Raw genomic sequence first — 18,210 nt, 5'->3', positions numbered from 1 at the left:
CTCCGGCTCTCCGGCGTGAGGTGTTCGTCGTCAGGGGCTGCGGGTCAACGGTTCAGCCGTAGACGCCGCGGGCCTGGTCGCGCACGATGCGGCCGCTCTCGATCTCGATGACGCGGCGGCGCATCTGGTTCACGATGTTGGAGTCGTGCGTGACCATCACGACGGTCGTGCCGGTGCGGTTGATCCGGTCCAGCAGGCGCATGATCTCGATCGAGGTGTCCGGGTCCAGGTTTCCGGTGGGCTCGTCCGCCAGCAGGATCAGCGGCCGGTTCACGAACGCCCGGGCCACCGCGACACGCTGCTGCTCACCACCGGAGAGCTCGTGGGGGTAGCGGTGCTCCTTCCCACCGAGACCGACCAGCTCCAGCACCTCCGGCACGACCCGGCGGGCGACCGCCTTGGTCTTGCCGATCACCTCCAGCGCGAACGCCACGTTCTCGTAGGCGGTGCGGTTCGGCAGGAGCCGGAAGTCCTGGAAGACGCAGCCGATGGAACGCCGGAAGTGGGGTCGCTTCCAGGAGCGCATCGACGTGACGTCCTTGCCGTTGACGATGACCCGCCCCTTGTTGGGGGTGACCTCGTGCAGCAGCATCTTGATGATCGTGGACTTGCCGGAGCCGGATGGACCGATGAAGAAGACGAACTCGCCCTTCTCGATCGAGACGGACACATTGTCGAGCGAAGGCCGGGACGCCTTCGGGTACGTCTTCGTCACTTGCTCAAGCTGAATCACGGGTCGAGAGTCTACGCGGTGTAACCGGAGAGCCAAGCCCCCAGCCCCTCCGAAGCGGGTCGCGTCGTCGATTCAGCCGGTCAGACAGAGATCGATGACGCACTGCGTCGAAGATCGATCACGCACCGTCAGCGGTGAGCTGCTGCTGCTTCCGCCAGCGGATACCCGCCTCGATGAAGCTGTCCAGTTCGCCGTCGAAGACCGAGGACGGATTGCCCGTCTCCTGCTCGGTCCGCAGATCCTTCACCATCTGATAAGGGTGCAGAACGTACGAGCGCATCTGGTCGCCCCAGGAGCCGGCGGCGTCGGTCTTCAGGCCCTGGAGCTTGGCCTGCTCCTCCTGCCGCTTGCGCTCCAGCAGCCGGGCCTGGAGCACCCGCAGGGCCGAGGCCTTGTTCTGCAGCTGGGACTTCTCGTTCTGGCAGGTGACCACGATGCCGGTCGGGATGTGGGTGATCCGGACCGCCGAGTCCGTGGTGTTGACGCTCTGCCCGCCCGGGCCGGAGGACCGGTAGACGTCGATCCGCATCTCGTTCTCGGGGATCTCGATGTGGTCGGTCTGCTCCACCACCGGCAGCACCTCGACGCCCGCAAAGCTGGTCTGCCGGCGGCCCTGGTTGTCGAACGGGCTGATCCGGACCAGCCGGTGCGTGCCGGACTCGACGCTGAGCGTGCCGTAGGCGTAGGGCACCTTGACCGTGAAGGTGGCCGACTTGAGGCCCGCCTCCTCGGCGTACGAGGTCTCGTAGACCTCGGTCGGGTACCCGTGCCGCTCGGCCCAGCGCAGGTACATCCGGAGCAGCATCTCGGCGAAGTCGGCCGCGTCCACGCCGCCGGCGCCGGCCCGGATGGCGACCAGCGCCTCCCGGGAGTCGTACTCGCCGGAGAGCAGGGTGCGGACCTCCATCTCCTGGATGGCCTTGGTCAGCCCGGTGATCTCCGACTCGACCTCGGCGAGGGTGCCGGGGTCGGACTCGGCCTGGGCCAGCTCCAGCAGCACCCCGGCGTCGTCCAGCCGGGAGCGGAGGGTGCCGAGCTTGGAGATCTCGCCGTTGACGTACGACAGCTGCGACGTCACCTGCTGCGCCTTGGCCTGGTCGTCCCACAGGTCCGGCGCGGAGGCCTCCTGCTCCAGGCGGGCCTTCTGCTCGCGCAGCTTGTCGAGGTCGAGGACGGCCTCGATGTTGCGCAGGGTGGCGTCGAGTTCCTTGAGCTGTTCGGCGTAATCGGCAGCGGTCACGACAGACAAGACTACTGCCTGGGTCGCCCTACCCGCGGCAGGTGGTCAGCCGACCGGGGCGCTCTTCAGCCAGGACAGCGCGGCCCGGTGGTAGGCGACGGCGAACTCCAGCGCGCTGGCGTCGTAGTTGTCGCCTTCCTTCTTGGCGTTCTTGACCTGCTCACGCACCGCCGCGAGGGCCTCGGTGTGGTACTCGTTCGCCGAGGCGTACAGGTTCTTGAGCTGGCTCGCCGAGTGCAGGCCGCCGAAGGCGATCCGTAGCGCTATCGGGTTACGGATCGTGTCCCGGCCGGGGTTCTCCGCCAGCCAGCGGGAGAATGTCCGTTTTCCGGCCGCGGTGATCGCATACGGCTGGCTCAACCGCGGCCCGGGCTTGCCGAGCCGCACCAGACCCTTCTCGGCCAGGACCGGAAGCTCGCGGTAGACCTGGCTGCGGGTCATCGACCAGTACGGCGCCAGCCGGCGCTCGGCGGCGGCCATCAGTTGGCCGCCTGTCATCGGGCCGTCGTGCAGCAGGCCCAGCAGGGCCGCCGCCGTCGGGTTGACTCCGGATTCCGCCATGCCCTCTAAGCTGCCACTTTGTCGGACCTGGCGTCCACGATTTGCCGTTTTAGCCACCTGTTGGCTGGTCCGATGTGCACTGTCGGCGGACGACAGTCCGCCGGGGACGTCGCGGCCCTCCCCCGGCCGGCCGGTCGCCGGTGACGCTGGGTGCGCCACCGGCGACCCTGCGCAGGTCAGCCCATGTGCGGGTAACCGTGCTCGGTCGGCGGGACGAAGGTCTCCTTGATCGTCCGCGGGGACATCCAGCGGACCAGGTTGTGCCAGGAGCCCGCCTTGTCGTTCGTGCCGCTGGCCCGGGCGCCGCCGAACGGCTGCTGCCCGACCACCGCGCCGGTCGGCTTGTCGTTGATGTAGAAGTTGCCGGCCGCGTACCGCATCTTCTCCGCCACCTGGTCGACCACCCGGCGGTCGGTCGCGAAGATCGAGCCGGTCAGCGCGTACGGCGCGATCGACTCGGCCTGGTGGACCACGTCGTCGAAGCGCGCGTCGTCGAAGACGTGCACGCCGAGGATCGGGCCGAAGTACTCGGTGGTGAAGGTCTCGTGCGCGGCGTCCGAGCACTCGAAGAGGGTGGGCCGGACGAAGTACCCGACCGAGTCGTCGGCGGTGCCGCCGGCCAGGACCGTGCAGCTGGCGTCGCCCTTGATCAGCTCCAGCGCGGCGGTGTGCCGGGCGAACGCCTTGTCGTCGATAACGGCGCCGCCGAAGTTGCTGAAGTCGGTGACGTCGCCGTAGGTGAGCGAGTCGGCGGTGGCGGCCAGCCGGTCGCGCAGCCCGCCCTCCCAGATGGACCGGGGGATGTACGCCCGCGAGGCGGCCGAGCACTTCTGGCCCTGGTACTCGTAGGCGCCCCGGATCAGGGCGGTGTGCAGGGCGTCCACGTCGGCGCTGCTGTGCGCCACCACGAAGTCCTTGCCGCCGGTCTCGCCGACCAGCCGCGGGTAGCCCCGGTAGCGGGCGATGTTGTCGCCGACCGTCTTCCAGAGGTGCTGGAAGACCTTGGTGGAGCCGGTGAAGTGGATGCCGGCCAGGTCGGGATCGGCCAGCACGACGTCGGAGACCTCCTCGCCGCGCCCCGTGACCATGTTGATCACGCCGGGCGGCAGGCCGGCCGCCTCGAACAGCCGCATGGTGAAGTGGGCGGCGAACTGCTGGGTCGGGCCCGGCTTCCAGACCACGGTGTTGCCGAGCAGCGCCGGAGCCGAGGGCAGGTTGCCGGCGATCGCGGTGAAGTTGAACGGGGTGACCGCGTAGACGAAGCCCTCCAGGGGCCGGTGGTCGAAGCGGTTCCACACGCCCGGGGAGGACATCGGCTGCTCGGCCAGCAGCTTGCGGGCGAAGTAGACGTTGAAGCGGAGGAAGTCGATGAGCTCGCAGGCCGAGTCGATCTCGGCCTGGACCACGGTCTTGGACTGGCCCAGCATGGTGGCCGCGTTGAGCGTGTCCCGCCAGGGACCGGACAGCAGGTCGGCGGCGCGCAGGAAGATCGCGGCGCGCTCCTCGAACGGCAGCGCCCGCCACATCGGCGCGGCGTCCTTGGCGGCCTTGACGGCGGCGCGAGCGTCGTCGTGCGTGGCGTGGCCGGTGACGCCGAGCACGTGGGCGTGCTTGTGCGGCTGCACCACCTGGATGGGGTCGCCGCCGGCCATCCGCTGCTCACCGGCGATGGTCATCGGCAGGTCGATCCGCTCGGCGGCCAGGTCGGTCAGCCGCCGCTGGAGCCGCTCCCGCTCGGCGCTGCCGGGCTCGTAGGTGTGGACCGGCTCGTTGCGCGGCTCGGGTACGGAGAACACGGCGTCCATCACAGGCTCCTGTGCGATCTCGACGGCGGTGGCGAAATCGGACCCGCGGGCGGCCGGCCGGGTGGCCGGGTCGCCGGGCGCCGCGCGGTGTACCGGTCGCGGCGGCGGGACCTCGGCCAATTCTTCCATGCGAGGGGCCCGGCCCCACCTCCACCGCCCCGCTTCGGAGGGCCTCCGCCGCCACACCCGGACGCACCGCCGCACACCGGACCGTAAGCGACAAGCCACCCGCTCCGACGATTCTTCGACAGAAGGCCACCCCAACCTGCGATCTGTGCCCGATCGCCCGGCTCCCCGAGCCCCACCCGCCGGGTCCGGAGGAGGCCCGGGAGGGCCGCGTACGCTGGATGGCCGGTGACCTGCCCGGCCGTTCGCGGCCGATCCGGCGTCCGTCGAGAGGGAGACGATGAGCAAGCAGCCCGGCAGCTCCACGGCCGCGGAGCCGGACCAGCCCGCCACCGAACCGGCGGCCGGATCCCCCTCGGACGAGACCGCCGAGGCCACGGCCGGCGGCGCCCGCCTCGCACCCGGCGCGCTCGTGCTGGCCGTGCTGTCGCTCGGCTGGCTGGCCGCCATGCTCTGGTCCACCCGGCAGGCGATCACCTCGGCGGCGGCCGGGGTCACGGCCCTCAGCCTCTCCGCGTACGCCCTGCCCGGCGTGATCACCGCCGCGCTGGTGGCGGGCGCCGCGGTCGCCCTGGCGGCGACCAACCGGCTGGACCGGGCCACCCTGCGTTTCCTCGTCGCCGCGGGCGCCGGCCTGCTGGTCGGGCTCGCCGCCGCCCTGGCGGTCAACCTGACGTACGCCGACAACGCGACCACCAACACCATCGCCGGCACCACGGCGGCTGCCGCGATCATCGGCGGGGCGACGGCCGGGGCGCGCACGGCCCGGGTGGTCGGCGCGGTGGCCGCCGCCACGCTGGCCGCGCAGATCTTCGTGGTGCTGTTCAGCCGCGTCCGGGATCCGCTCTCCGACCTGTTCGGGGCCGGCGACACGCAGCAGTCGATGCTCGACGCCGCGAAGTGGGTGTCCCGGACCGAGTCCCTGCTCGCCGGGCTGATCGCCGGTCTCGTGGCGTACCTCTACCTGACCTGGGCCCGCCGCCGCGCCGAACGGCGGAACGGGGCCGCCGCCGCGCTGCGCTGGCCGGCCTACCTCGTGGCCGGTGCCGGCGCGGGCCTGCTTCTGCTGCTCACCGAGGTGATCATCCGGATCGGTGGGCGCGGGCTGCTGGACCTGGCCGCCGCGCTGAGCGAGGCGGACGAGGTGGCACAGACCGCGCTGGGCACCTCACGGGTGGACAACGGCATCTGGGTGCTCTTCGTGGGGGCGCTCACCGCGCTCGTCCTGTTCGGCCGCACCCTCGGCCCGCGGGCCGGTGAGGACGAGGACGAGTCCGGCTCCTGAGCCCCCGCGGCGGTCAGGACACCTCGCGCAGCAGCAGGTCCAGCTCGGTCACGTCGTACCACTCCAGCTCGTGGTCCTCGGCTCCGTCGACCGTGAACTGGGCGTCCGGGTCACCGGCCTGCGCCTCGGCCACCACCTCGGCGGCGGCGGCCACGTCGTCGACGGCGTCGCCGCCGTCCACGTGGATGGCGGCCACGGACTTCACGGGCACCGGCCCGGCGAGCCGGACCACGCTCGACCCCAGCTCGCCGCCGACCCGGCCGACCGCGCGGGCCGGCAGGTCCACCGAGACGACGACCCGCCGCCGGGGCGCACCCGGATCGGCCCGGAGCAGGAGCAGCGCCTCCTGGGCGGCCCGGGTGAAGGCGACGTACTCCAGCTCCTCCTCGTCGCCCTCGGCGTACCACTCCCGCAGCTCCGGGGTGACGGCGTGCGCCTCCTCGCCGGCCAGGCCCTCCTCACGCAGCCGGGCCAGCATGGGGACGGTCGCCGGCACGTACACCCGGACCAGCTCGTCGGTCACCGCTCGCTCCCTGCCCTCAGGCCGCCGGCCGGCGGGCGCCGGCTCCGGGCGCCGATCATGCCGTACGCCGTGACCGTCATACACCCGGCACCCGCCGCGGAGAAGTTCCACGCCGGTGTGTCCCCCGGCCGGATTCGCCGCGCCGGGCCTGGGGCGGCCGGGCTCCGGATGGCAAACTGAAGCAAACGTAGCCAACCCCGGGAGTCACCGTGGAGCCGAGGTTCCTGCTGCTGTCCGACGTGGCCGCCGAGCTGAACGTCTCGGACTCGCAGGTCTACCACATGGTGCGCAGCGGAGAGCTGCCCGCCATCAAGATCGGCGGCCGGGGCCAGTGGCGCGTGGAGCGCGCCCGGCTGGAGGAGTACATCGAGCGGAAGTACGCCGAGACCGCCGAATGGGTACGCGGCAACCCGCTCACCGAGCGCGACGTCGAGTGAACACACGGCATTGACGTTCGGCGTTGCCCTGCCCGAGAATAGGAAACTGTCGGAGGCAAACGAAGGCAAACGCAACGAACAGGGGTTGAGGATGGTCGACACCCGCCGCCCACTGGCACCGCGTCCCCCCGTCCGGCTCCGGCCCGCGCCGCCGCTCGACCCGCCGTGCATCGACCGGGATCCGGCCTGGGGCGACACGTGGGGCGACGGCTGGGGCGCCTCCTGGGGAAGTGCCGACCAGCTCGCGCTCGACCTGTTCGATCCACGCTGCGACACCGACCGGCCGGCCGGGCGGGCCGCTGACGGCCGCACCCGCCGGGTCGGTCGCGTCGGTGAGCGAGCCACGGGGCGGCCTTCCGGTCCGGCCGGCGACCGCTCGGCCGGCCGGGCGGCGGACGCCCGGCCGGTGCCCGCCGGGCCGGGGCACGCGGCCGGACCGCCGCCGGCCGCCCTGGTCACCGCCACGCCCGAGGCGGCCCGGGCGGCGCACCGGTTCGTCCGCACCTTCCTGGAGATCGTCAACGGCTACCGCCCGCCTGGGCAGCTCCGGCCGCTCTGCCTCCCCGAGGCCGCCGCCCGGGTGAGCGCCGAACTGACCCGCGGCGCCCGCCGCGTCGGCCCGGCACGCCGCCGCACCGCCCGCCCGGTCCTCCAGCTCCGCCGGTTGCGGGTCAGCGAGCCCCGCGCGGGCGCGGTCGAGGCCGCCGCCGTGCTGGCCGGGGCCGGCGGCGCGAGCTGGGCCATCGCGCTGCGCCTGGAACACCGCCGCGGCACCTGGCTCTGCACCGTCCTCGACGTCCTCTGACAGCGGGCCGGGACGCGGACGGGCCCCGGCCGGTGGCCGGGGCCCGTTTCGTGCTGGGGGCGGTGGCGGTCAGTTGCCGCCGTTGGGGGCGCCGTGGCAGCGCTTGTACTTGCGGCCGGAACCGCACGGGCAGGGCGCGTTGCGGGACGGACCCTCACCGGCGCCGTCTACCTGCCCGGGGGCGGCCCGCCGGGCGGTGCTCGCCGCGACCGCCTGGCCGCTCATCCCGGCCGTCGACCGGCGCGGGGTGGAGGCGGCGGGCCGCTCCGACGTCTCGGGACGGCCGATGCCGAGCGCCGGCGCCTGCTCCTCGGCGCGCTCGACCACGGGCGCGCCGCGGCCGGCCTCGCCGTCGACGGCGGGCGCCGAGTATTGCAGGCCCTGCTGCTGCGGCGCCCGGTTGAGACCCTTGGCCCGGATCTCCACCGGCTTCTCCAGCAGCTGGACCTCCTCCTCGACCTCCGGCGCGGGCTCCTCGACCTGCACCTCCAGGTTGTAGAGGAAGCCGACCGTCTCCTCCTTGATGCCGTCCATCATGGTGGCGAACATGTCGAAGCCCTCGCGCTGGTACTCGATGACCGGGTCGCGCTGGGCGTACGCCCGCAGGCTGATGCCCTCCTGGAGGTAGTCCATCTCGTAGAGGTGCTCGCGCCACTTGCGGTCGATCACCTGGAGCAGGACCATCCGCTCGAGCTGGCGCACGGCCTCCTCGCCGAGCTGCTCCTCACGCCGGTCGTACGCGGCGTGCGCGTCCTCCTTGAGGCGGGCGAGCAGGAAGTCCTGGTCGAGGCCGGCCCGGGAGCCCACCTCCTCCTCCAGCTCCTCGATGGTGACGCCCACCGGGTAGAGCTGCTTGAGGCTGGACCAGAGCTGCTCGAGGTCCCAGTCCTCGGCGTAGCCGTCGCTGGTGGCGCCCACCACGTACGCGCCGATCACGTCGTCGAGCATGTTGCGGACCTGCTCGGAGAGGTCCTCGCCGTTGAGCACCCGGAGGCGCTCGGCGTAGATCACCTGGCGCTGCTTGTTGAGCACCTCGTCGTACTTGAGGACGTTCTTCCGGATCTCGGCGTTCTGACCCTCGATCTGGGCCTGTGCGCTCTTGATCTGCCGGGTGACCATCTTCGACTCGATGGGCACGTCCTCCGGGATGTTGAAGCGGTCCATCACCGCCTCGACGGCACCGGCCCGGAAGCGCTTCATGAGGTCGTCCTGCAGCGACAGGTAGAAGCGGGACTCGCCCGGGTCACCCTGCCGGCCGGCACGACCGCGCAGCTGGTTGTCGATCCGGCGCGACTCGTGCCGCTCGGTGCCCAGCACGTAGAGGCCACCGGCGGCGGCGACCTCCTCCGCCTCGACGTCGCAGGCCTGCTTCCACTTCGGCAGGATCTCCTCCATCGCCTTGGCGTACTCCTCCGGCTGCTCGACCGGGTCGAGGCCGCGCTGGCGGAGTTCGTTGGCGGCGAGGAACTCGGCGTTGCCGCCGAGCAGGATGTCGGTGCCGCGGCCGGCCATGTTGGTGGCGACGGTGACCGCGCCCTTGCGCCCGGCCTGGGCGACGATCTCCGCCTCCTTGGCGTGGAACTTCGCGTTCAGCACGGAGTGCGGGATGCCCCGGCGGCGCAGCAGCTGGGAGAGGATCTCGGAGTTCTCCACCGAGACCGTGCCGACGAGCACCGGCTGGCCCTGCTCGTGCCGCTCGGCGATGTCCTCGACGACGGCGTTGAACTTGGCCTTCTCGGTCTTGTAGATGACGTCGGCCCGGTCGAGCCGGACCATCGGCCGGTGCGTCGGGATGGTCACGACGCCGACCTTGTAGACCTTGTTGAACTCGCTCGCCTCGGTCTGGGCGGTGCCGGTCATGCCGGAGAGCTTCTCGTAGAGGCGGAAGTAGTTCTGGAGGGTGATGGTGGCCAGCGTCTGGTTCTCCTGCTTGATCTCCACCCCCTCCTTGGCCTCGATCGCCTGGTGCATGCCCTCGTTGTAGCGGCGGCCGTGCAGGATGCGGCCGGTGAACTCGTCGACGATGAGGACCTCGCCGTCGCTGACGATGTAGTCCTTGTCGCGCTTGTAGAGCTCCTTGGCCTTGATCGCGTTGTTCATGTAGCCGACGAGCGGGGTGTTGACCGACTCGTAGAGGTTGTCGATGCCGAGCCGGTCCTCGATCTTGGCGACACCGCGCTCGGTGATGGCGATCGTGCGCTTGGCGTGGTCGACCTCGTAGTCGCCCTCGCCGTCGGTGCCGGGCTGGAGGCGGGCCACGACGGCGGCGAACTCCTGGTACCAGCGGGCGGAGTGCTCGGCCGGGCCGGAGATGATCAGCGGGGTCCGGGCCTCGTCGATGAGGATCGAGTCGACCTCGTCGACCACCGCGAAGAAGTGGCCGCGCTGCACCAGCTCGTCCCGCGACCACGCCATGTTGTCGCGCAGGTAGTCGAAGCCGAACTCGTTGTTGGTGCCGTACGTGATGTCGCACTCGTACGCGGCACGGTGCTCGCTGGCCGGCCGGTTGGGCAGCACCACGCCCACGGTGAGGCCCAGGAACTCGTGCACCCGGCCCATCCAGGCGGCGTCGCGCTCGGCCAGGTAGTCGTTCACGGTGACCACGTGCACGCCCTTGCCGGCGAGCGCGTTCAGGTAGACCGGCATGACCGAGGTGAGGGTCTTGCCCTCACCGGTCTTCATCTCGGCGATGTTGCCGAAGTGCAGCGCCGCACCGCCCATCACCTGGACGTCGTAGGGCCGCTGGCCGAGCACCCGCGAGGCGGCCTCCCGGCACACCGCGAACGCCTCGGGCAGCAGGTCGTCGAGGGTCTCCCCGTCGGCGAGCCGCTCCCTGAACTGGTCGGTCATGTCCCGCAGCTCGTCGTCGGTGAGGTTGACGTAGTCGTCCTCGATCGAGTTGACGGCGGCGGCGATGGCCTTGAGCCGACGCACCATACGGCCCGAGCCCGCGCTAAGGACCTTTTCCAGAATCGACACGGATCAACGCTCCCCTAGACAGTCTCGAACCATCGTAGGCGCTCGGCCGCGGCGATGGTCACTGGTGGCGTCGGTCCGGAGCCGCGAACCCGACATAACGCCGAGCAGGGGCGCTGAGCGGCGGTAATCGGGTTACGCCGTCCGCGAACGATCCGGCACGATGGCTCGGGTGGAGCCTGTGGAGATCATCGAGGACGGCCTGCTGCTGCGACCCTGGCGGGCGGAGGACGCCGACGCGGTGCACCGCGCCTGCCAGGACCCGGACATTCAGCGCTGGACCACCGTACCTCGCCCGTACCTGCCCGAACACGCCCTCGGATTCGTGACGGCGATCAGCGGGGCGGCCTGGGCGGACGGCACCGGGGCGTCGTTCGCGGTCTGCGACGCGGAGACGGGTGAGCTGCTCGCCTCCTGCGGACTGGTCTCCATCGACCGCGGCCTGGACTCCGCCGAGGTGGGCTACTGGACCGCGCCCTGGGCCCGCGGCCGGGGCGTGGCGGTGCGGGCCACCCGCGCGGTCGCCCGCTGGGCGTTCGACGCGCTCAAGCTGCGCCGGCTGATCTGGCAGGCGGAGGTCGGCAACCACGCCTCCCGGCTGGTCGCGCTGCGGGCCGGCTTCCGGGTCGAGGGTGAGCTGCGGATGGCCCACCCGGCGGTCGGCGGCCGCCCGGAGGGCTGGATCGGCTCGCTCCTCCCGGCCGACCTGGCCGCGCCCGGCGAGCCCGCCCCGTACGGCCCGGACACCCTCCAGGCCCGCCGCGCGGCGGTCTTCGGCCGGCCCCAGCCGGTCCTGTTCGCCACGGCCGGCGCCACCGAGCTGCGGCTGCGCCCGCTCGAGGAGGGCGATATCGACGCGCTCGTCACCACCTGCCGGGACGAGGACACCATCCGCTGGACCACGGTGCCGCACCCCTACCAGCGGGAGCACGCCGAGAGCTTCCTGCGAGACATCGCCGAGGCGGCCTGGGCCCGGGGCACCGGCGCCTCCTACGCGGTCGCCGACGCCGACGACCGCTACCTCGCCTCGATCGACCTGCGCATCTCCCCCGGCGGCCCGCTCGTCGCCGACGTCGGCTTCATGACCGCTCCGTACGCCCGGGGCCGGGGCTACCTGCCGGCCGCGCTGACCGCACTCTGCGCCTGGGGCTTCACCACGCTCGGGCTGGCCCGGATCGAATGGCGGGCCAACGTCGGCAACACCGCGTCCCGCCGGGCCGCCGAGAAGGCCGGGTTCACCGTCGAGGGCACCCTCCGCGGCGGCGTCCAGCACCGGGGCGAGCGGCAGGACGTCTGGATCGGCGGCCTGCTCCCGCAGGACCTGGCATGACACCGGAAACCATCGAGGCCTACGGGGTGCGGCTGCGGCCCAACCGCCTCACCGACCTCGCGGACACGGCCGCCGCCTGCGCCGACCCGCTCACCCAGCGGTTCCTGCCCGGCCTGCCCGACCCGTACACCGAGGAGAGCGCCCGGTGGTGGATCACCGAGGGCGCGCCGGCGGCCTGGGCCACCGGCGGCGCCGCGTACGTGATCGCCGACCCCGCCACCGACCGGCTGATGGGCGCGGCCGGCCTCAGCCACCCGGTGGCGGAGCGCGGGCAGGCGGAGATCGGCTACTGGGTCGCACCGTGGGCGCGCGGCCGGGGCGTCGCCACGGCCGCCACCCGCGCGCTGGCGGAGGCGGCCTTCGCCGCCGGCGCCGTCCGGCTCGAGCTGCTCACCCAGGAGGAGAACGCGGCCAGCCAGCGGGTGGCGCTGGCCGCCGGGTTCCGGCACGAGGGGGTACGCCGCTCGGCCGGCCGGGGTCGGGACGGCCGGCACGACCTGGCCGTCTGGGTACGCCTCGCCGACGACCCGCCCGGGCCGACCGCCCGGCTGCTGCCGGACCTGCCCGGGGGCCGGCTCACCGACGGCGTGGTGACGCTGCGCCGGCTCGGGCCGGCGGACGCCGAGGCGCTGTACCGGCTGCACACGCTGCCGGAGGTGGTGGCGAACCGGGTGCCGCCGGCCCCGCCCACTCGGGAGTCGATCGAGCGGCGGTGCCACCGCGCGGAGAGCCACTGGCTGGCCGGCCGCTCGGCCGACCTCGCCGTCCTGGATGCGGCCACCGGCGCTGTGGTGGGCGGCTGCGCGCTGGTGTACGACGAACCGGGCACCGGCCAGGCCATGCTCGGTTACAGCCTGCTGCCCGAGGCGCGCGGCCGGGGACTGGCCACCCGGGCGGTGCGCCTGGTGGCCGGCTGGGCCTTCGACATCGGACTGGCCCGGCTCTGGGCCGGCACCCGGCCGGAGAACAGCGCCTCGCAGCGGGTGCTGAAGAAGGCCGGCTTCGGCCGGGAAGGGCTGCTGCGCGGCCGGCTCCCCGGCCCGGACGGCACCCGGATCGACTCGCTCGTCTTCGGGCTGCTGCCGGGCGACCGCACCGGCTGACGGCGGAAGCCGCGGTGGTCGCCACCGCGGCTTCCGGCCGGTCCGTACGGGGTGGTCAGGGTGCGGTGTCGAGCGAGATGATCCCGTAGTCGTAGGCGTGCCGGCGGTAGACCACGCTCGGGCGGCCGGACTCCTTGTCGTGGAACAGGTAGAAGTCATGGCCGACCAGTTCCATCTGGAACAGCGCGTCGTCGACCGTCATCGGCTCGGCGGGGTGCACCTTCGCCCGCGCGATGTGCCACGGCTGGTCGTCGGGTTCCTCGAAGCCACTCTCGTCGGGCCGTTCCGCGACGGCGGTGGCCGTCCCGTGCCCGTTCAGCGTCGCCAGCCCAGGCCCGTCGAGGTCGGCCACCGGCAGGTCGGCGGTGGCGGCGGCGACGGAGAGCGGCGCGTGCCGGCCGCGGTGCACCCGGCGGCGGTCGGCCGCCCGGCGGAAGCGGGTGTCCAGCTTGGCGATGGCGGCGTCCAGCGCGCTGTAGAAATCGTTCGTGCAGGCCTCGGCCCGGATCACCGGGCCGCGCGTCACGCAGGTGATTTCCACCCGCTGGCAGTGATCGGCCTGGCGCGGATTGCGCTCGTGGAACAACTCGACGTCCACGCGAATGAGCTTGTGGTCGTAGCGTTCGATCTTTGCGAGTTTCTCGGCTACGTGCACCCGGTAATGGTCCGGCACTTCGACGTTACGGCCCTTGACCACGATGTCCACGTGACCTCCCTTGTTCGGACGGTCGTTCGGTCCGGATCTTCCGGTCGACGCACCCAGGGAGAACCCCGTTCGGCGTCGACCGATGGTGTACGGCTACGCCTCCTTCCAGTGCCGGGGGAAGGTTGGCAACCCTCCTACCCCCGACACGAAAACGCTAACTCCTGTTCGGCCACCAGTCACCCCTAGTTGCCGGGAGAGGCCGCGAAATTTAACAGCTCATACACCATGGGGTGAAACGGAAACACGAAGCGTTACTGATGGTGCCGCTTTTGCGTTGCGGCGAGCACGGCTGCGGCCTTTGGCGTCATTCCCGCCCCGCGCAGGACCCGGCTCACCGCCGCCAGCGTCGCCCCCGTCGTGACGATGTCGTCCAGCAGCACCACCGCGCCGGCCACCCCGCCGGACCGGCGCAGCCGGAACGCCGTTTCGGCCGCCGCGGCGCGGCCCGCACTGTCCAGCGCGACGGAGTCCGGCCGGGGCAGCGCGCGCAGCGGCCGGAGCACCCGGACCGGCCACCCGGCGGCGCCCAGCCGGGCCGCCGCGTGGCGGGTCAGCCGGTCCAGGTGGTCGCCGTAGCGGGCCCGGGCCGCCCGGGCGGTGTCCGGCACCGCCACCAGCGTCACCGGGCCTCGCGGGCCCACGGCCGCGGCGACCACCTCGGCCAGCAGCGCGCCCAGCGGCCGGGCCAGCCCGTGCCGGCCCCGTTCCTTGTACGCCAGCAGCCCGCCCCGCAGCGCCCCCGCGTACGGGCCGAGGGCGACGCAGGGCGGCAGGCCGGCCGGGGCGGGGTCGGGCCGGGCCGGCGCGGGGGTCAGTGCCTCCAGGTCATCCACGCAGCGCGGGCAGAAGCCCTGCCGCAGCCCCGGCACCCGCTCGCCGCAGCCGGCGCACCCGGCCGGCAGCACCAGGTCGGTCAGGTCCGACCAGAGTCCGCCCAGGCCCGGCACCGGCGCCTCAGTAGAGGAAGAAGGGGGCGGTCGGGTTGGTCGCCCGGCTGCCGGCCGGTACGTCCAGCACCTGATCCCGCTTGATGATGTCGGGCGGGTTGTTCCGGAAGGCCGCCCGGTTGGCCTCGTACATGTACGACTGCGACGGCAGTCCGCCCGCCGGCGCGCCCGGGTACGCGGCCAGCTGGGTCACCTCGGCACCGATGTCCCGCTCGAGGGCGATCTCGCTGACGCCGTCAACGGTGATCTGGTGGATCGCCGGCCGCCGGTCCGGCTCGTTGCCGGCCAGGACCAGATAGTTCTCCAGGAGCCAGTCGACCGCCGTGACGCCGGTGAGCGCGGTGGCCACCGGGCGCGGTTGTTGGCCCACGCTCACCACGCCGCCGTCGACGCTGACCGCGGCCACATAGAGCGCGCCCCCGCTGACCAGGGCGATCCGGTGACCGTCGAGAGACCCGGCGACCGCCACGACGGGGCCGGGGACGGCCAGGGGGACCACGGTCATCCCGGCCGCTCCGTCGAATCGGTAGAGCTTGCCGTCGGCGGCCACCAGGCCGACGGGGTGGTTGCGGTCCAGAGAGCGCAGCCAGGTGGGCCGGCTGATGGCGCCGTAGGACCGGCCGCTGGTGGCGAACCCGGCGACCGGGACCGGCCCGAAGCCGACCCGCAGCCGCTGCCGCCGGTCCGTGCCGGTGACCACCAGCGCGGCCAGCGTCTGGTCGCCCGGGTGCGCGAGCGCCGCGGAGATCACGTCGCGGTTGTCGGCGGGCGCCAGCGGCACGGCGGCCCGCGGCTCGTTGCCGATGGCCAGCGGGCGGATCGCGCCGTCGTAGACGCTGAACCGCGCCGGGACGTCCCCCGTCGGGTACGCGGCGTGCGCCGTCCGCTCCTCCTCGAGGTCGACGGTGCGCCGCTTCTGGTTCTGGATCTTCAGGTCGAGCTGGCCGTTGAGGTCGGACAGTGACCAGGCCAGCTGGGTGGCGAGCAGCCCGAGCTTCCGCTCGTCGGCCCCCGGCATGTTGAGGTTGACCTCCCAGTGCCCGTCCGCCCCGGTGGCGTTGTTGATCAGCCGGGTCGTGTCGGGCAGCCCGGTGACGCCCGTGGCCAGCCAGTCGGACGGGTCGCCGGTCAGCCACTTCACCACGTCGGTCACCTTCCGCTCGGTGGGCACGGACGTGGGCAGGTAGCGCAGGTCGGGCACGAGCCGGGTCTGGTCCGGGTTCCAGTAGTAGATGGTGCGCTGCCGGTAGTACGAAACCAGCGCGGTGTCGGTGACCAGCAGCACGTTCGGCACGGCGGTGAGGAGCAGCCCGGGCCCGCCCGGATCGGCCCGGCGGAGCTGGAACACGTACTCGGTCTCGTTGGCCTCCGGCGGTGCCAGGACGCCGTTGGCCCGCAGCACACCGACCTGCTGCACCTTGATCGTCACCACGCTGGTGCCCTGGTTGTTCGGCGGGGTGACCTCGGGCTTCTCCCGGAGCCGCACCACGGTGAGCCCGATCTCGCTGCTCTGCTGCTTCTCCGGGAGCAGGCTCTTCGCCTCCTGCGCGATGAACTCCTTGGCCCGGGCGTACGCCTGCTCGCGCTCGCCCGCGGCGGCCGCCCGCAGGTAGTTCTCGATGAACGGGCCGGGCTCGTTGCTGTCGCCGGGCGTGGGTGGCCGCGCGGGGCTGCCGTTGGGGGCGCCCGCCTCGGCGGCCGGGCCCGAGCCGTCGACCTGCACCTCGGTCTCGTCCGGGATGCCGCAACCGGCCAGCCCGGCCGGCAGCAGCGCGCCGCCCAGCAGCAGGGCCAGCACCCGCTGCCTCAGGGCACGCCCACTCCTCGCGCTCACGGCGCCGCCCTTCGTTCGCGACTGCGGGGCTCGCAGGACCGGCTCACTCCTCGCGCTCACGGTGCCACCTCCGCTCGGGCACCCGGCTCCGCCGGCCCGATGGCCAGGGCGCCCTCGCCGCTGCCCGGACCGATGGCGAGCGGGCCGCCGCTGCGCGGGCCGCCGAACGGCAGCGTGGCGTCGGCCGGCACCAGCCGCAGCGGTGAGGTGGTCAGCCGGTCGCCGGCACGGGCCGGCAGGGTCAGCCGGAACTGGGCGCCCTGGCCGGGCGCGCCCCACGCCTCCAGCCAGCCGCCGTGCAGCCGGGCGTCCTCGAGGCTGATCGACAGGCCCAGCCCGGTGCCGCCGGTCTGCCGGGCCCGGGACGGGTCGGCCCGCCAGAACCGGTTGAAGACCAGCTTCTCCTCGCCCGGCTTGAGCCCGACGCCGTGGTCCCGCACCGTGATCGCCACGGCGCTCTGATCCACGCCCAGGGTGATCCGCACGGGCTTGGCCTCGCCGTGCTCGACCGCGTTACCGACCAGGTTGCGCAGCACCCGCTCGACCCGGCGCGGGTCGACCTCGGCGATCACCGGGCTGTCCGGGAGATCCAGCTCGATGGCCACGCCGACGCGCTCGGCCAGACCGGCCAGGCGCTCGGTCACCCGGTGCACCACCGGCACCAGGTCGGTCGGCTCGCTGTCGAGCATGGCGAAGCCGGCGTCGAAGCGGCTGATCTCCAGCAGGTCGGTGAGCAGCTCCTCGAACCGGTCCAGCTCGGCCTGGAGCAGCTCGGCGCTGCGTGCCACCGCCGGGTCGAACTCGTCCCGCTCGGCGAAGATCAGGTCGGCGGCCATCCGGACCGTCGTGAGCGGCGTGCGCAGCTCGTGGGAGACGTCGGAGGTGAACCGGCGTTGCAGCCGGGACATCTCCTCCAGGCGGAGGATCTGCCGTTGCAGGTTGGTCGCCATCTGGTTGAACGAGGCGGCGAGCAGGGCCAGGTCGTCCTCGCCGTTGACCACCATCCGCTGGTCCAGCAGGCCGGCGGAGAGCCGCTGGGCGGTCCGGGCGGCCACCCGTACCGGGGTCACCACCAGGCGGGTGACCAGGGCGGCCAGCAGGCCGAGCAGCAGCACGAGGGCCACGCCGGTGGCGACCACGGTGGCCCGGGCGTCGGCCGCCGTGGCGTCCTGCCGGGTCAGCGGTACGAGGTAGTAGAGCTCCAGCTGCCCGAACTTGGTCGGCACCGGGGAGCCGTAGACCAGGTACTTGGTGCGCTCGCCGTCGAGCGTGCCGGTGCGGATCTGATGGGCGACCTTGCCGGCCGCCACCGAGGCCCGCAGCTCCCGGCCGATGAGCGGGCGCACCTGCACGTCCGGGGAGGTGCGCGGCTCGATGGTGGTGAAGTTGTCGGCGGTGATCGCCACCACCACCCCGCTGGTCTGCGCCGGGTCGCCGCCGGCCAGGTAGTTGACCGTGCCGTCGATGGTGTCCTGGAGCTGGGCCTCCTGCGGCTGGCTGTAGAGGTTGAACTGCTTCGAGGCGTAGTCGCTGCCGTTCTGCAGCCGCAGCAGGACGTCGGTCTCGGCGTTCTCCAGCAGGATGTTGGTGAGCTTGTCGGCGATCAGGTAGGCGAAACCGCCCACCAGCAGGCTGGACGCCACCAGCGTGATGGTCACCACACGAAGCTGGAGTGATCTCCGCCAGGTCTGGTGCGCGCCGGCGGCGAACCGGGCCGCGCGGCCGCCCAGGACACGCCACAGCGCCCGCGCGGCGCGGAGCCGGCGGGACGCGGGGGTCGGCGAGTCGGGGGAAGGGGA

Annotated in this window: 15 protein-coding genes; 5 read left to right on the top strand and 10 right to left on the bottom strand. The window is 72.7% G+C overall.

The window, feature by feature from the left end:
- Positions 1-52 precede the first annotated feature (52 nt).
- The 4 genes from ftsE to pruA form a co-directional block, all read right to left on the bottom strand.
- Complete coding sequence (gene ftsE, locus GCE86_RS30600) at positions 53-733, bottom strand: cell division ATP-binding protein FtsE (protein WP_091259988.1); 681 nt, start codon at positions 731-733, stop codon at positions 53-55.
- Positions 734-851: 118 nt separating this feature from the next.
- Complete coding sequence (prfB, locus tag GCE86_RS30595; RefSeq protein ID WP_154230131.1) at positions 852-1,973, bottom strand: peptide chain release factor 2; 1,122 nt, start codon at positions 1,971-1,973, stop codon at positions 852-854.
- A gap of 45 nt (positions 1,974-2,018) precedes the next feature.
- On the bottom strand, positions 2,019-2,534 hold the full coding sequence (locus GCE86_RS30590; protein ID WP_154230130.1) for a PadR family transcriptional regulator: 516 nt from the start codon (positions 2,532-2,534) through the stop codon (positions 2,019-2,021).
- 176 nt (positions 2,535-2,710) lie between these two features.
- Positions 2,711-4,339 (bottom strand): L-glutamate gamma-semialdehyde dehydrogenase, encoded by a 1,629-nt coding sequence (pruA, locus tag GCE86_RS30585; RefSeq protein ID WP_154230129.1) that lies wholly within the window; start codon positions 4,337-4,339, stop codon positions 2,711-2,713.
- Between the two features lie 406 nt (positions 4,340-4,745).
- On the opposite strand from pruA, the gene GCE86_RS30580 reads away from it, so the two are divergent.
- Positions 4,746-5,750, top strand: a complete 1,005-nt coding sequence (locus GCE86_RS30580) for a hypothetical protein (RefSeq protein ID WP_154230128.1) — start codon at positions 4,746-4,748, stop codon at positions 5,748-5,750.
- A 13-nt stretch (positions 5,751-5,763) separates the two neighbouring features.
- Here the strand turns inward: GCE86_RS30580 and GCE86_RS30575 are convergent, their stop codons facing one another.
- Entirely contained in the window at positions 5,764-6,273 is a 510-nt protein-coding gene (locus GCE86_RS30575) for a DUF6912 family protein (protein WP_154230127.1), read from the bottom strand.
- 209 nt (positions 6,274-6,482) lie between these two features.
- On the opposite strand from GCE86_RS30575, the gene GCE86_RS30570 reads away from it, so the two are divergent.
- On the top strand, positions 6,483-6,710 hold the full coding sequence (locus tag GCE86_RS30570; RefSeq protein ID WP_091260002.1) for a helix-turn-helix transcriptional regulator: 228 nt from the start codon (positions 6,483-6,485) through the stop codon (positions 6,708-6,710).
- 91 nt (positions 6,711-6,801) lie between these two features.
- The gene (locus tag GCE86_RS30565; protein WP_154230126.1) at positions 6,802-7,515 is read left to right on the top strand and encodes an Rv3235 family protein; all 714 of its coding nucleotides are present in this window, start codon (positions 6,802-6,804) and stop codon (positions 7,513-7,515) included.
- Positions 7,516-7,584: 69 nt separating this feature from the next.
- Here the strand turns inward: GCE86_RS30565 and secA are convergent, their stop codons facing one another.
- The gene (secA, locus tag GCE86_RS30560) at positions 7,585-10,494 is read right to left on the bottom strand and encodes a preprotein translocase subunit SecA (protein ID WP_154230125.1); all 2,910 of its coding nucleotides are present in this window, start codon (positions 10,492-10,494) and stop codon (positions 7,585-7,587) included.
- 160 nt (positions 10,495-10,654) lie between these two features.
- On the opposite strand from secA, the gene GCE86_RS30555 reads away from it, so the two are divergent.
- Both GCE86_RS30555 and GCE86_RS30550 read left to right on the top strand, forming a co-directional pair.
- Complete coding sequence (locus tag GCE86_RS30555) at positions 10,655-11,821, top strand: GNAT family N-acetyltransferase (RefSeq protein ID WP_204341699.1); 1,167 nt, start codon at positions 10,655-10,657, stop codon at positions 11,819-11,821.
- A complete protein-coding gene (locus tag GCE86_RS30550; protein ID WP_154230123.1) occupies positions 11,818-12,924 on the top strand; it encodes a GNAT family N-acetyltransferase in 1,107 nt (368 codons plus the stop codon). The genes GCE86_RS30555 and GCE86_RS30550 overlap by 4 nt, the downstream gene beginning before the upstream one ends.
- Before the next feature lie 55 nt (positions 12,925-12,979).
- Here the strand turns inward: GCE86_RS30550 and hpf are convergent, their stop codons facing one another.
- The 4 genes from hpf to mtrB form a co-directional block, all read right to left on the bottom strand.
- Positions 12,980-13,630 (bottom strand): ribosome hibernation-promoting factor, HPF/YfiA family, encoded by a 651-nt coding sequence (gene hpf, locus GCE86_RS30545; protein WP_154230122.1) that lies wholly within the window; start codon positions 13,628-13,630, stop codon positions 12,980-12,982.
- A 251-nt stretch (positions 13,631-13,881) separates the two neighbouring features.
- Positions 13,882-14,577 (bottom strand): ComF family protein, encoded by a 696-nt coding sequence (locus GCE86_RS30540; protein WP_154230121.1) that lies wholly within the window; start codon positions 14,575-14,577, stop codon positions 13,882-13,884.
- A 7-nt stretch (positions 14,578-14,584) separates the two neighbouring features.
- Positions 14,585-16,387 carry an LpqB family beta-propeller domain-containing protein gene (locus GCE86_RS30535; protein WP_154230735.1) on the bottom strand — a complete coding sequence of 601 codons (1,803 nt, stop codon included), beginning with the start codon at positions 16,385-16,387 and terminating at the stop codon, positions 14,585-14,587.
- An 80-nt stretch (positions 16,388-16,467) separates the two neighbouring features.
- Positions 16,468-18,141, bottom strand: a complete 1,674-nt coding sequence (mtrB, locus tag GCE86_RS30530; protein WP_204341947.1) for an MtrAB system histidine kinase MtrB — start codon at positions 18,139-18,141, stop codon at positions 16,468-16,470.
- Between the last annotated feature and the right edge of the window lie 69 nt (positions 18,142-18,210).

The sequence above is a fragment of the Micromonospora terminaliae genome, from assembly GCF_009671205.1.
Lineage (GTDB): Bacteria > Actinomycetota > Actinomycetes > Mycobacteriales > Micromonosporaceae > Micromonospora > Micromonospora terminaliae.
The sequence above is the reverse complement of the archived record's forward strand: the minus strand, read 5'-3'. Positions and strand labels throughout refer to the sequence as shown.